The 12,262-nt window shown below is 71.3% G+C and carries 12 protein-coding genes; 7 read left to right on the top strand and 5 right to left on the bottom strand.

Annotated elements, in window-relative coordinates; translation table 11 throughout:
- Positions 1-75: 75 nt before the first annotated feature.
- The 3 genes from GRX01_RS16505 to GRX01_RS16495 all read left to right on the top strand — a co-directional run bounded on the left by GRX01_RS16505 (position 76) and on the right by GRX01_RS16495 (position 4,477).
- Positions 76-1,377 (top strand): amidohydrolase, encoded by a 1,302-nt coding sequence (locus GRX01_RS16505; RefSeq protein WP_159670201.1) that lies wholly within the window; start codon positions 76-78, stop codon positions 1,375-1,377.
- 131 nt (positions 1,378-1,508) lie between these two features.
- Positions 1,509-3,050: a histidine kinase gene (locus tag GRX01_RS16500; protein WP_159670198.1), complete on the top strand. Its 1,542-nt coding sequence runs from the start codon at positions 1,509-1,511 to the stop codon at positions 3,048-3,050.
- A gap of 137 nt (positions 3,051-3,187) precedes the next feature.
- Complete coding sequence (locus GRX01_RS16495) at positions 3,188-4,477, top strand: adenosylhomocysteinase (RefSeq protein WP_159670195.1); 1,290 nt, start codon at positions 3,188-3,190, stop codon at positions 4,475-4,477.
- A gap of 24 nt (positions 4,478-4,501) precedes the next feature.
- On the opposite strand, the gene GRX01_RS16490 is transcribed toward GRX01_RS16495, so the two are convergent.
- Both GRX01_RS16490 and thpR read right to left on the bottom strand, forming a co-directional pair.
- Entirely contained in the window at positions 4,502-5,431 is a 930-nt protein-coding gene (locus GRX01_RS16490) for a hypothetical protein (protein WP_159670192.1), read from the bottom strand.
- A gap of 138 nt (positions 5,432-5,569) precedes the next feature.
- Complete coding sequence (thpR, locus tag GRX01_RS16485) at positions 5,570-6,130, bottom strand: RNA 2',3'-cyclic phosphodiesterase (RefSeq protein ID WP_159670189.1); 561 nt, start codon at positions 6,128-6,130, stop codon at positions 5,570-5,572.
- 132 nt (positions 6,131-6,262) lie between these two features.
- Between thpR and GRX01_RS16480 the strand changes: the two genes are divergently transcribed.
- The 4 genes from GRX01_RS16480 to sufU all read left to right on the top strand — a co-directional run bounded on the left by GRX01_RS16480 (position 6,263) and on the right by sufU (position 9,526).
- Complete coding sequence (locus GRX01_RS16480) at positions 6,263-7,174, top strand: tetratricopeptide repeat protein (RefSeq protein WP_159670186.1); 912 nt, start codon at positions 6,263-6,265, stop codon at positions 7,172-7,174.
- A 90-nt stretch (positions 7,175-7,264) separates the two neighbouring features.
- On the top strand, positions 7,265-7,561 hold the full coding sequence (locus GRX01_RS16475) for a DUF424 domain-containing protein (RefSeq protein ID WP_321168179.1): 297 nt from the start codon (positions 7,265-7,267) through the stop codon (positions 7,559-7,561).
- Between the two features lie 105 nt (positions 7,562-7,666).
- The gene (locus tag GRX01_RS16470) at positions 7,667-8,950 is read left to right on the top strand and encodes an aminotransferase class V-fold PLP-dependent enzyme (protein ID WP_159670180.1); all 1,284 of its coding nucleotides are present in this window, start codon (positions 7,667-7,669) and stop codon (positions 8,948-8,950) included.
- A 153-nt stretch (positions 8,951-9,103) separates the two neighbouring features.
- Positions 9,104-9,526 carry a Fe-S cluster assembly sulfur transfer protein SufU gene (sufU, locus tag GRX01_RS16465; protein WP_321168178.1) on the top strand — a complete coding sequence of 141 codons (423 nt, stop codon included), beginning with the start codon at positions 9,104-9,106 and terminating at the stop codon, positions 9,524-9,526.
- Positions 9,527-9,568: 42 nt separating this feature from the next.
- Here the strand turns inward: sufU and GRX01_RS16460 are convergent, their stop codons facing one another.
- Genes GRX01_RS16460 through GRX01_RS16450 form a run of 3 tightly spaced genes read right to left on the bottom strand, consistent with a single transcriptional unit; the run spans position 9,569 to position 12,222 of the window.
- Positions 9,569-10,522: a class I SAM-dependent methyltransferase gene (locus GRX01_RS16460; RefSeq protein WP_159670174.1), complete on the bottom strand. Its 954-nt coding sequence runs from the start codon at positions 10,520-10,522 to the stop codon at positions 9,569-9,571.
- Positions 10,512-11,813 (bottom strand): glycosyltransferase family 4 protein, encoded by a 1,302-nt coding sequence (locus GRX01_RS16455; protein ID WP_159670171.1) that lies wholly within the window; start codon positions 11,811-11,813, stop codon positions 10,512-10,514. The genes GRX01_RS16460 and GRX01_RS16455 overlap by 11 nt, the downstream gene beginning before the upstream one ends.
- On the bottom strand, positions 11,806-12,222 hold the full coding sequence (locus GRX01_RS16450) for a 6-pyruvoyl trahydropterin synthase family protein (RefSeq protein ID WP_159670168.1): 417 nt from the start codon (positions 12,220-12,222) through the stop codon (positions 11,806-11,808). The genes GRX01_RS16455 and GRX01_RS16450 overlap by 8 nt, the downstream gene beginning before the upstream one ends.
- Positions 12,223-12,262 lie beyond the last annotated feature (40 nt).

Raw genomic sequence — 12,262 nt, 5'->3', positions numbered from 1 at the left:
CTCTGTGCCGACCTCGCCGCGTTCCTCCGGGCCGATCCCGACGCATTCAGTAGCCGACCCCCGCGATCCACAGGCATGACCGACACACTCGCCGTCACCGACGGGCGCGTGCTCACGCCCGAGTTCGACGTCGTCCGCGCCGACGTGCTGATCGACGCCGACGCGGGCGAGATCATCGAGGTCGGGCCCGACCTCGCCGGCGACGCGGAGGAGACGATCGACGCGACCGACTCGCTCGTGATGCCGGGGCTCGTGAACGCTCACGGCCACGCGACGATGACACTCCTGCGCGGTTACGCCGACGACAAGACCCTCGAGGACTGGCTGCAGGAGGACATCTGGCCCGCGGAGGCGGAGCTGACCGCCGAGGACGTGGCCGTCGGCACCCGACTCGCGGCCGTCGAGCTGATCCGGAGCGGAACCACCGCCTTCGCGGACATGTACTTCCACGTCGGCGAGGTCGTCGACGCGGTCCGCGAGGCCGGCCTCCGCGCCCGCGTCGGCCACGGCGTCGTCACCGTCGGCAAGGACGAGGAGGCCGCACGCGACGACTTCGCCGAGTCGGTCGCGGTCGCCGAGGAGTACGACGGCGCCGCCGACGGCCGGGTCCGGACGGCGGTGATGCCCCACGCGCCCCACACCGTCGGCACCGAGTACTTCGAGGAGTTCGTCCCGAGGGCCCGCGAGGCCGGCGTCCCGCTGCACTTCCACCTGAACGAGACCGAGACCTACATCGACGAGATCGACGCCGAGGCGGGCGTCCGGCCGACCGAGTACGCCGACGACCTCGGCCTGCTCGCCGAGGACACGTGGGTCGCCCACGGCGTCCACGTCGACGCCTCGGAGATCGAGACGCTCGCCGAGCGCGGCACCGCCGTCGCTCACTGCCCGGCCTCGAACATGAAGCTCGCCTCCGGGATGGCGCCGGTACAGGAGCTGCTCGACGCGGGCGCGACCGTCGCGCTCGGGACCGACGGCGCCGCCTCGAACAACGACCTCGACCTCTTCGACGAGATCCGCGACGCCGCGATGCTCGGCAAGCTCGCGGCCGACGACGCCGCGGCGGTCGACGCCGAGACCGCAGTCCGGATGGCGACCGAGGGCGGCGCCGACGCGCTCGGCTTCGACTCCGGCCGGATCGAGGCGGGCGCGAACGCTGACCTTGCGGTGGTCGACCTCGACGCCGTCCACCTGACGCCCGAGCACGACCCCGTCTCCCACCTCGCGTACGCCGCCCGCGGGAGCGACGTGCGCCACACGGTGTGCGACGGGAAGGTGCTGATGCGCGACCGCGACGTACTCGTGTTCGACGAGGACGACGTGCGCGAACGGGCGCAGGAACACGCCGAGGCGCTCGCTGCGCGGGCCGAGGAGTAGGGATCGGGACCGCGAACGCGGTCCGAACCCTGCCGACCAGTCGCCTCCCGCGATCCGCGACACGGGGCGGGGAACGACCGGCCCGTCTCGGCTGTGCGCGAGATATACACGAACGACGGGCGCTTATTCTGTTGTTCGAAGAGGAAGCCGTCGTGGAGATCCCCTCTGCAGGAGACGAGCGCGTCATCAAACCGAGCGGGCTCCTAATCGCCGTCGTCGCCTTCCTCCTGACACGGTTCCTCGTCGCGGACCTGATCTACACGACCGCCGCGCCGACGCTCTGGATGACGGCCACGCGGACGGTCCCGTTGGTGTTCGGCTTCGGGGTGGTGTTGTACGGGTTCAACCTCGCGATATCGACGTACGGCAGGCGGTACGTCCGCACCGTCGCCGGATGGTTCGCCGTCGGCTGCGTCTTCCTCGCCGTGACCTCGCTCGTCGCGGTGACGGGGGCGATGGGGGGTCCGATGGGCGCTCGCCTCGGCGGGGTCGTCGCGACGATGGTGCTCACCGGCGGGGCGGCCGGCGTGGTGATCGGAGCCCGCTCGGCGACCGCCGACCGGTACCGGGACGAACTCGAGCGGCAGGCCGACCAAGTGGTCCTGCTCGACCGGAAGCTCCGTCACGAGGTGCTCAACTCGATCACCGCCGTCCGAGGGCACGCCGACCTGCTCGCCGACGGCAACGCCCCGGACGACGACCGCAGCCACGCGGCGATCCGGTCGGGGATCGACCGCATCGAGCGGACGATCGAGGGGCTCGAGTTCCTGATCCGGTCCACGCGGGAGACGAACGCCTCGCTCGCGCCGGTTCCGCTCGGCGAGGCCGTCGCCTCCGCGCGCGGGACGGTCGACGGCTCCCTCGCGGTTCGGGGCGACGACGTCGGGTCGGTCTCGGTGCGCGCGGACTCGAACCTCACGACCCTGCTGTCGGAGCTGTTCTCGCTCCCCCCGGCGTCGGACGGCGACGACTCGATGACCGTCGACGTCGCGATCGACGCGACGACGGCCACGGTCGCGGTCGAGGCCCCCGGCTCGTGGCTCTCCGACCGCGAGACCGATGTGCTGGTCGACGGCGTCCCCGAGTACGAGCACAACGACGTGGACTACGGGGCGCCGATCCTCCACCTCCTCGCGGCACAGTACGGCGGGGACGTGGAGGTCGTTCGCGACGCCGGCCGGACCCGGGTGGCGGTCCGTCTGCTCCGGACGGGCGAACACGCCCCTCCCGGGAACGACCCCGGGGTGAAGCCGGAGACGCTGCGACGGTCGCTGGTCGCCGGGCTCGTCGCCGGGGTCGCGATGGGCGCGGTTCTGGAGGCGACGACCGGGTCGCTCGCCGTCATCGGCGCGCTGTACGGCGCCGACGCCTCGATCAGCGGTTGGGTGGCACACCTGTTTCACAGCGCGGTCTTCGCGACGATCTTCGTCGCCGGACTCTCGGCGTCTCCCCTGTCGGACGCCCTCGGATCGCCGCGCCGATCGGTTCCCCTCGGGATCGCGTACGGGTTCCTCCTCTGGCTCGTCGCCGCGGGCGTCGTCATGGGACTGTGGCTGAACAGCGTCGGGATCCCGACGGAGCTGCCGAACCTCACGTTGCCGTCGCTGCTCGGCCACGTCGTCTGGGGCTGTCTCGTCGGGGTGTTCGCCCCGCTCGTGGCCCGGGACGAGTGAGACGGCGCGACCGACGGGAGGCGTCCATCGTCGGCATCCGTCTGACCCGGACGAACACGACCGGACTGGGCGAGCGCGATCGGGTCGGGTGATCGGAGTCCGGCGGGATTATACCCCCGCCGACCCACCCTGTTCACATGAGTACGCAGTCGTATCCGCCCGTCACCGATCACCTCGACGACCCCGACTCGGCCCGCGAGGAGGGCCGCCGCAAGATGGACTGGGCGCTCCAGCACATGCCCATCCTGAACCACCTCCGCGAGGAGTTCGCGGACGAGCAGCCGTTCGCCGGCCAGACGATCGGCATGGCGATGCACGTCGAGGCGAAGACCGCGAACCTCGTCGAGCTGCTCGCCGAGGGCGGCGCCGAGGTCGCCATCACGGGCTGTAACCCCCTCTCGACGCACGACGACGTGAGCGCGGCGCTGGACGCCCACGAGAACATCACCTCCTACGCCGTCCGCGGGGTCGGAGACGAGGACTACTACGCCGCCATCGAGTCGGTCATCGCCCACGAGCCGACGATCACGGTGGACGACGGGATGGACATGGTCGCGGCCATCCACGAGGACTACCCGGAACTCATCGACTCCATCGTCGGCGGCGCCGAGGAGACGACCACGGGCGTCCACCGACTGCGCGCGATGGACGACGACGGCGAGCTTCACTACCCCGTCTTCGCCGTGAACGACACGCCGATGAAGCGGCTGTTCGACAACGTCCACGGCACCGGCGAGTCCTCCCTCGCCACCATCGCCATGACGACGAACCTCTCGTTCGCGGGCAAGGACGTCGTCGTCGGCGGCTTCGGCTACTGCGGCAAGGGCGTCGCGAAGAAGGCCGCCGGCCAGAACGCGAACGTCATCGTCTGCGAGGTCGACTCCCGGAAGGCGCTGGAGGCGCACATGGAGGGCTACGACGTGATGCCGATGGAGGAAGCCGCAAAGCAGGGTGACGTGTTCATCACGACCACCGGCAACCGCGACGTGATCACCAGGGAGCACTTCGAGGTCATGCAGGACGGCGTCCTCCTCGCGAACGCGGGTCACTTCGACGTGGAGATCAACCTCGACCAGCTGGACGACCTCGCGGTCGACCGCTACGAGGCACGCGACGGCGTCGAGGCCTACGAGATGGCCGACGGCCGCCGGCTCAACGTCCTCGCGGAGGGCCGCCTCGTCAACCTCGCGGCGCCCATCGCGCTCGGCCACCCGGTCGAGGTCATGGACCAGAGCTTCGGCGTGCAGGCCGTCTGCGTCCGCGAACTCGTCGAGAACGGCGACGAGTACGACGCCGGCGTCCACGAGGTCCCCGACGAGCTCGACCGCGAGGTCGCCGAGGTGAAGCTCACGGCCGAGGGCGTCGAGTTCGACGACCTCAGCGACGAGCAGCGCGAGTACATGGGCTCGTGGCAGCACGGCACCTGAGGTAGCCGGTCGGTCGGCGCGGCGTCACCCGGATCCGTCGACGTCGTCGGCCCACTTCGAGGGGAGCACGCGGAGCATGCCGTCGGCCGAGAGGTCGTCGGTCGTGACGAACAGGACGTCGTCGCCGCCGCCGACGGCGGTGCCGCCGCCGGCCATCTCGTCCCAGTGGTCGAGCACGGTGTCGGGGATCGGCAGCTCGCGGACGTCCTCGCCGATCTCGGTGCTGGCGACGTACCGCATCCCGTCGCGGTCCTGAATGGCGTCGTAGTTCCCGGAGACCACGACCGCGTCGTCGCCCGCGCGGATCCCCCAGAACGCCTCCGACGAGTGCGACAGGAACCCCTCATTGAACGCCCGTTGTGGCACCGGGACCTCCCGGCTCTGCCTGTCGAGGGCCGCCTCGCCCAGCCGATCGATCTCCTCGGGTTCGACGCCCTCGGCCGATACCCCGCCGGCTCCGGGTCCCACCGCGCTCGACGCCGCGCCGTCGGTCGTTCCGTCCGCCCCGCCGACGCCCCCCGTTTCACGCGTGTCCTCCGTTTCACGTGTGATCTCCCCCGCCACGCGCTCGGTGTCGCCGACCTCGCGCTGGTCGGCCGCCGACTCGGCGTCGGTGTCGGACTCGGGTCCGGGCGCGGATTCGGCCTTCTGCTCCGCCTCCTCGGCGCCCGTCCCCGCGTCGCGGCCTCGGGACCACTGAGTGAGCGCGGTCGCCAGGAACGCGCCGCCGACGGCGACCCCGGCGAGCCCGCGCCTCCGGTTTCCCCGCCGGAACGCCCGGAGGCCGCCGAGGAGGCCCGCCGTGCCGACGATCGCCGTCGCGGCCCCCGACTCGACGGCGCGCCGGAGCGGCGACGGCACCGTCGAGAGGGACTCTCGGGTGCGCCTCGCCACGTTCGAGCGTTCGTCGTCCGACTCCCGATCGGTTCGCGTGGTGGTGTCGGCAGAGTTCACACCGGACCGTCGGTCGCGACGCACAAATCCGCACTTTCATCTTACCTACCCGAAACGTCGGCGGGGACCGGCACGGCGCGTTCCGGCGTGGGCGGGCGCTCGCGCTGGTCCGATGCCGGATCCGCACGCTGTCGACCGCTACAGCGACACCCGTTCCCGCGTCTCGTACTCGGGGCCATCGTCGGTCAGCGTCGACTCGGTGAGTCGGACGTCGCCGGCCTCGAACCATCCCACCGTCGGATCCTCGTCTAGGTACTCCAGCACACGCCCCTTCCCGCGGGCGTCGTCCATCCGTGCGAGGGTGAAGTGGGGAGTGAACCCGTGGTCGGCCTCGTCGAACCCGAGAGCGACCGTCTCGCGCTCGACCGCCTCGGCGAGCCGGCCCAGTTCCGCCGCGCCGTATCCGTCGCGGACGCCGGTCCAGACGACGCTGATGTAGTCGGTCGACGGGAAGACGCCGAGTCCACCCACCTCGACGTCGAACGGGCTCACGTCGGTCGCGTCGACGGCAGCCTCCAGCGCCTCGACCACGTCGCCGACGCGTACCCCGTCGGTGTCGCCGAGGAACTTCAGGGTGCAGTGGGCCCGCTCGGGATCGGTGAATCGGAGGCTCTCGACGTCGCGAAGGTGGTCCTGTACGGCGGCGAACGCGTCCGCGAGCCGGTCCGGGAGGTCGACCGAGACGAACAGTCGCGGCATACGGACCCCCTCGTCTGCGGGGGACAAAAGACCGGGGCGGACCCCCGGTCCGCGGCGGTCCGTTCGGGCCACGGCGACCCGTTCGGTCCGCACGCGCAACATACATCCGTCCTCACGGTCGATACACGGGCAATGAGCGACGACGAGTCAGAACGCAAGCCACACGAGTTCTCCGAGGGGCAGGGCCTCGACGAGGACTACGAGGAGTTCACCCTCGACCCGGAGGAGCTGCAGGCGGACCCCTCACAGGTCGACCCCGTCGACACCCGCGTCATCACGGACCTGCTCGACGAGCGCAACATCCCCAAGGACCGCGTCGACGTCGAGAGCCTGATGGAGGTCGGACTCTCCTACATGGGGATCAATCGGTTCGAGGAGGCGACCGAGACGTTCGAGCGCGCCGCGCAGTTCGCGGACGACGACTCCCTGGAGGGGCAGGAGGCGTGGGTGAACAAGGGCGTCGCCCACGCGCAACTGGAGGAGTGGGACGAGGCCATCGGGGCGTATCGGGAGGCGCTGCGCATCGACGAGGACTCCGAGCACGCCGCCAGCGCGGAGACGAACCTCGCGTACGCGCTCTACGAGAACGGGCAGGGCGAACAGGCGCTCGAACACGCCGAGAACGCCGTCGAGATCGACCCGCGCTTCCCGCAGGCGTGGTACAACCGCGGCTTCTTCCTCGTCGAGCGCGGCCTGCTCGAGGACGCGGTCACGGCCTTCGACAACGCGATCCGACTGGGGATGCGCAACGCGGAGGTGCTCGAGGAGAAGGCTCGCGCGCTCGACGAGCTCGGCCGCGAGGACGAGGCCGAACGGGCCGCCGAGCGCGCCGAGGAGATCCGCGAGGAGGCCGAACAGCGGATGGTCGAGGAGCACGCCGAGGGCGGCGCGGGAGCGACCGGCGCGGGAGCGACCGGCGCGGGAGGCTCCGGCGCGATGGGCGGCGGGATGAACGGCTCCCGCGGCGGCATGGGCGGCGCCGGCGGTCCGGGCGGCCTCGGCGGTCGCGACGGCGACGACGACCTCGACCTCGGGGGCCTGTAGATGAACGACGACGCCGGGGGCGACGACGGCGACCTCGGCGACGGCGAGGACCACCACCACGACCGCGACGCCGACCCGGACGCCGAGTACCTGCTCACGCGCCGTGAGACGCCCGAGGGAACGCTCGTCGCCGTCTGCGACGCGGACGTCCTCGGGGAGACGTTCGAGGACGGGGAGGTGACCCTGGACGTGACCGAGGAGTTCTACGGCGGCGACGAGGCCGAGCCGGCGGACGCCGACGCGGTCGTCGAGGGGCTGTACGACGCCGACACCGCGAACCTCGTGGGCGCCGACTGCGTCCGCGTCGCCGTCGACGCCGGCGTCATCGACGCCGACCGCGTGCTGGAGGTCGGCGACACGCTGCACGCGCAACTGCTCTGGCTCTGACCTGCCGTCCCACTTCGAGGCGGACGGCGAGCCGTAGCCGATTTCGGTTACGAACCCCCCGAACGACCGAAGGGATGTTACCCCTCCGACCCCTCATATGCGGTAATGGAAGCGCCTGAGCAGGAACCGTACCCGCTCGACGTCGAGGCCGTTCGCGCCGACTTCCCCATCCTTCAGCGGAAGGTCGGCGGCGACGTGACCGTCCCCGGCGAGGACGAGGGGGACACGAAGCCGCTCGTCTACCTCGACAACGCGGCGACGAGCCACACGCCCGACCAGGTCGTCGACACGATCGCGGACTACTACCGCTCGTACAACTCCAACGTCCATCGCGGCATCCATCACCTGAGCCAGGAGGCGTCGGTCGCCTACGAGAACGCTCACGACCGCGTCGCCGAGTTCATCGGCGCCGAGGGGCGCGAGGAGGTCGTCTTCACCAAGAACACGACGGAGGCGGAGAACCTCGTCGCCTACGCGTGGGGGCTGAACGAACTCGGCCCCGAGGATAACGTCGTCCTCACCGAGATGGAGCACCACGCCTCGCTGGTCACCTGGCAACAGATCGGCAAACGGACCGGCGCCGACGTGCGGTTCGTTCGCGTCGACGAGGACGGCCGCCTCGACATGGACCACGCCCGCGAACTCGTGGACGACGACACCGCGATGGCGAACGTCGTCCACGTCTCGAACACGCTCGGCACCGTCAACCCCGTCCGCGAACTCGCGGATCTCGTGCACGATCACGACGGGTTGATCTTCGTCGACGGCGCGCAGTCGGTGCCGCACATGCCCGTCGACGTGGCCGACATCGACGCGGACTTCTTCGCCTTCTCGGGACACAAGATGTGCGGCCCCACCGGCATCGGCGTGCTGTACGGGAAGGAGCACCTGCTGGAGGAGATGGAGCCGTACCTCTACGGCGGGGAGATGATCCGGAAGGTCACCTTCGAGGACAGCGAGTGGGAGGACCTCCCGTGGAAGTTCGAGGCCGGAACGCCCGTCATCGCGCAGGGCATCGCCCTCCACGCGGCGATCGACTACCTGGAGGACCTCGGGATGGAGAACGTTCACGCCCACGAGCAACTGCTCGCGGAGTACGCCTACGACCGGCTCACTGAACGGGAGGACGTGGACATCTACGGGCCCCCGGGCGACGACCGCGCGGGGCTCGTGGCGTTCAACCTCGACGGCGTCCACGCCCACGACCTCTCCAGCATCCTCAACGACCACGCCGTCGCGGTCCGCGCCGGCGATCACTGCACGCAGCCGCTGCACGACAAGCTCGGGGTCGCAGCCAGCGCCCGCGCGAGCTTCTACGTCTACAACACCCGCGAGGAGATCGACAAGCTGGTCGAGGCGGTCGACGACGCTCGACAGCTGTTCGCCTGAGCGTTCGCGGGATCCTCCGTTCACCTGAACGGTCCTCACCGGGATCTTCCACGGCTATCGGAGGACTCGCCGCGCTCGTCTCCCGACCATCCCGGGTCCTCCGTCCCCGGAACGCTTAACGGACTCACTCGCCAATTACCGTCAACAATGGGCATTGGCGGCGGCTCCGACATGTATCGCCAGCAGATACTCGACCACTACAAGAACCCGCGCAACCACGCCGAACTCGACGACGCCACGTTCTCGCACACCGGCGAGAACCCCTCCTGTGGCGACACGATCACCGTCGACGTGCGGCTGGAGGACGACGGCGAGACCATCGACTACATGGCCTTCTCGGGCGACGGCTGCGCCATCTCGCAGGCGTCGGCGTCGATGCTGTCCGAGCGCCTGCAGGGGATGACCCTCGACGAGTTGGAGGCGATGGACACCGACGACATCACGGAGATGCTCGGCGTCGACATCTCCCCGATGCGGATCAAGTGCGCCGTGCTCGCCCGGCAGGTCGCACAGGACGGCGCGAAGCTCCACGAGGGCGAGATCGACGACCTCGACGTCACCAAGACCGAGGACTGACGCCGGCTCGCGGGCTCCCCGCTCGTCCGTCCCGCCGGCGATTCACGGGACACGTCCGAACAGGTCGCGGTTCACCGCGACGTAGCCGAGTTCTCCACGTTCCAACTGCGCAGTTCTCGTCCCCGCCCACGCCGACAGCGTCGCCGCCGACACGGCCCCCGACTCGCGCACGGAGGCGACGACGGTGTCGAGGACGATCCGCAGGAACGTCCCCTCGTCGGCCGGATAGGCGGCGCCCCCATGGGTTTCCGCTCCGTCGGAGGTACCCTCGATCACCCAGTCGGCGCGCGCGTCGACCGTCGGCGGCGTCCCGGCCTCCCGGAACCGCTCGGCGAGCAGCGTCGCCGCCCGCCCGCGGTTGCGCATCGTCCCGTGGAAGGCGTCGATCACGGCGTGGTCGGTAGGGTGCTCGGGCGCGAACCGCGTCTCGCCGTCGAAGGTGAGCGGCAGGTGGTACCAGCCGTCCGGGGCGGCCGTCCCGAGGAGGTCGAGCACGTCGTCGGGAGCCAGCAGGTCCGCGAACGACCGCGCGACCACGCCGTCGAAGTCGCCGCCGCGGTCGTCCGCGACCTCGCGAGCGTCGCCGACCGCGAAGCGGACGCGAAGCGTCGCGTCGTCGGGGAGTTCGAGCAGCAGTTCCGACCCCTCGGTTTCGACTCCGTACCCCGCCACGCGTGCCGCCTCGTGCAGCCGATCTCGTCCGGCTGACAGCACCCGCTCGTCGGCGTCGACGGCGACCCACTCGCCCGCCGGCAACGCGCCGTCGTCGAGCAGGCGGCGAAGCATCCCGCAGGTGCCGGCGCCGGCCTCGAACACGCGGACTCCGTCCGCCGACCCCGACCCCTCGTCCGCCCCGGGCGTCGGTCGCTCCCGTGCCGGTCGCCCCAGCGTCGGTCGCTCAAGCGCCGTCCGGAACGCGTCGGTCGCGGCGTCGCTGTGGGCGCGGTCGTCGACCGTCCGGGCCGCCTCCAGATACGCCACGTCGTCACCCTCCATCGGCCACCTCCGTCAGGAAGCTCCGGACGCCGGCGACGGTGTCGGCCCAGTCCGGGTGGGCGTCGAACCGGCGAAGCGCCGCCGTCCCCATCCCCGCCAGTCGGTCGCGGTCGCCCGCGAGCGCGGCGAGCGCCTCTCGGACGCCTCCCACGTCGCCGGGGTCGACGAGGAAGCCGTTCTCGCCGTCGACGACGACCGAGGACGCGCCGCCCGCGGCGGAGGCGACCGCCGGGAGGCCGAAGCCCATCCCCTCCAGATACGCCATTCCGAACCCCTCGTGCTGGGAGGGAACCGCGAGCGCGTGCGACTCCCGGAGGACGTCCGCGAGATCGGGCGTCGACAGCTTCCCGCGGAACGACACCCGGTCGGCGACGCCGAGGTCATCGGCGAGCGTACGCACCGCGCGGGCGTGGTCCGGATCGGGCTCCGGGCCGACGACGGCGAGCCGCCAGTCGGGGGTCGAGTCGCCGTCGTCTTCGGCGGCTCCCCCGCTCGCGTTCACCGCGTCACCCGTGTCGTCCGCGTCGCCTACATCGCTCCCGCCGCGTTCGCCGGCCGCGCCGTCCGAGTCGAGCCCCGCGAGCGCCCGCACCAGCGTGTCGTGACCCTTCCGCGGGACGAGCGATCCGAGCGCGACGACCCGGAACGGGTCCTCGCGGGCGCGACGGTCCACGTCCGACGGAGTGACCTCGGGGTCGAACTGATCGGCGGGCGGCGGCGCGAGGTGGGTTGGAAGGCGATCGACGAGCGTCAGCACGTCGCGCTCGGTCGCGCCGCTTACGCAGACGGCGGCCGAACACCCGCGGAGGAAACACCGCTCGAGCCGGGTCGCGATCGGCGCGAGCCGGCCGCCCTCCGCGCGCCGGAGGTGATGCACCAGCGCGACGACGGGCGTACCGTCACGGCGGAGCCGGCGGACGAGGCCGACCGTCCCGGCGTGCGCGAGTCCGTCGACCACGACCACGTCAACGTCCCGTAGCCGGGCGGGTACTCCGGTCGCGAGCCCCGGCGCGTCGAGGAGGTCGAGCGGGTAGCGTCGCCACGGCACCGAGAACACTCGAACCGCCGCGCCGGTCGCGCGGAGGCCGGCGACGAGGCGACGGTCGTAGCGGAAGCCCCCCGAGGTCGTCGCGGGGTCGCCGGGGACGACGAGCGCGACGGTGAGGTCGTCGTCCGCGGGGTCGCCGACCCCGTGGTCGTCGCCGACGCGATCGTCACCCTCGCGGCGGTCGTGGGCGTCACTCCCGCCGCCGCCGACGGGTCCGGCAGGTCCCGGGGGCGGCTCAACCATCCCTGTCGCCGTCGGCTCCGCCTGCGTCGGGGATCGGCCCCTCGTAGCCGGCGGCGGCCTCGTCGTCCTCCCACACCGTGACGCGGAGCGTTTCGGTGGATCCGCCCGCGGCGGCCGGGGCCAGGCGGTCGTGGAGCACGCGAGCGAACCGCTCGACGCTGGGGTTGTACCCCTCGAACTCGGGGAGGTCGTTCAGCGTCGCGTCGCGGTAGCGCGACTCGGCCTCGTCCAGCGCCGCGCGCACGTCGTCGATGTCGACGAGGTAGTCGTACTCGTCGAGCGACGGGCCGGCGAACGTCGCCTCCACGGAGAAGACGTGCGAGTGGAGGTCGCCCTCGGGTCCGGGATCTGGGACCGTGAGGTAGTGCTGTGCGACGAACTGCCGCGTGACGGTCGTTCGGTATGTCATGTGTTAGGGGCGGGCGGGACGACCGCGGTCCGGGAGGCCC

The organism is Halobaculum saliterrae (assembly GCF_009831625.1).
In the GTDB taxonomy this organism is placed as follows: domain Archaea; phylum Halobacteriota; class Halobacteria; order Halobacteriales; family Haloferacaceae; genus Halobaculum; species Halobaculum saliterrae.
This window is presented reverse-complemented; position numbering and strand designations above follow the sequence as displayed.

What these genes read in the sequence shown, in the direction of transcription:
- GRX01_RS16455 (WP_159670171.1), bottom strand. Translation starts at nt 11,813, where the DNA reads ATGGTTGAGCCGCCCCCGGGACCTGCCGGACCCGTCGGCGGCGGCGGG.
- GRX01_RS16495 (WP_159670195.1), top strand. Translation starts at nt 3,188, where the DNA reads ATGAGTACGCAGTCGTATCCGCCCGTCACCGATCACCTCGACGACCCC.
- GRX01_RS16505 (WP_159670201.1), top strand. Translation starts at nt 76, where the DNA reads ATGACCGACACACTCGCCGTCACCGACGGGCGCGTGCTCACGCCCGAG.
- GRX01_RS16470 (WP_159670180.1), top strand. Translation starts at nt 7,667, where the DNA reads ATGGAAGCGCCTGAGCAGGAACCGTACCCGCTCGACGTCGAGGCCGTT.
- GRX01_RS16450 (WP_159670168.1), bottom strand. Translation starts at nt 12,222, where the DNA reads ATGACATACCGAACGACCGTCACGCGGCAGTTCGTCGCACAGCACTAC.
- thpR (WP_159670189.1), bottom strand. Translation starts at nt 6,130, where the DNA reads ATGCCGCGACTGTTCGTCTCGGTCGACCTCCCGGACCGGCTCGCGGAC.
- GRX01_RS16460 (WP_159670174.1), bottom strand. Translation starts at nt 10,522, where the DNA reads ATGGAGGGTGACGACGTGGCGTATCTGGAGGCGGCCCGGACGGTCGAC.
- GRX01_RS16480 (WP_159670186.1), top strand. Translation starts at nt 6,263, where the DNA reads ATGAGCGACGACGAGTCAGAACGCAAGCCACACGAGTTCTCCGAGGGG.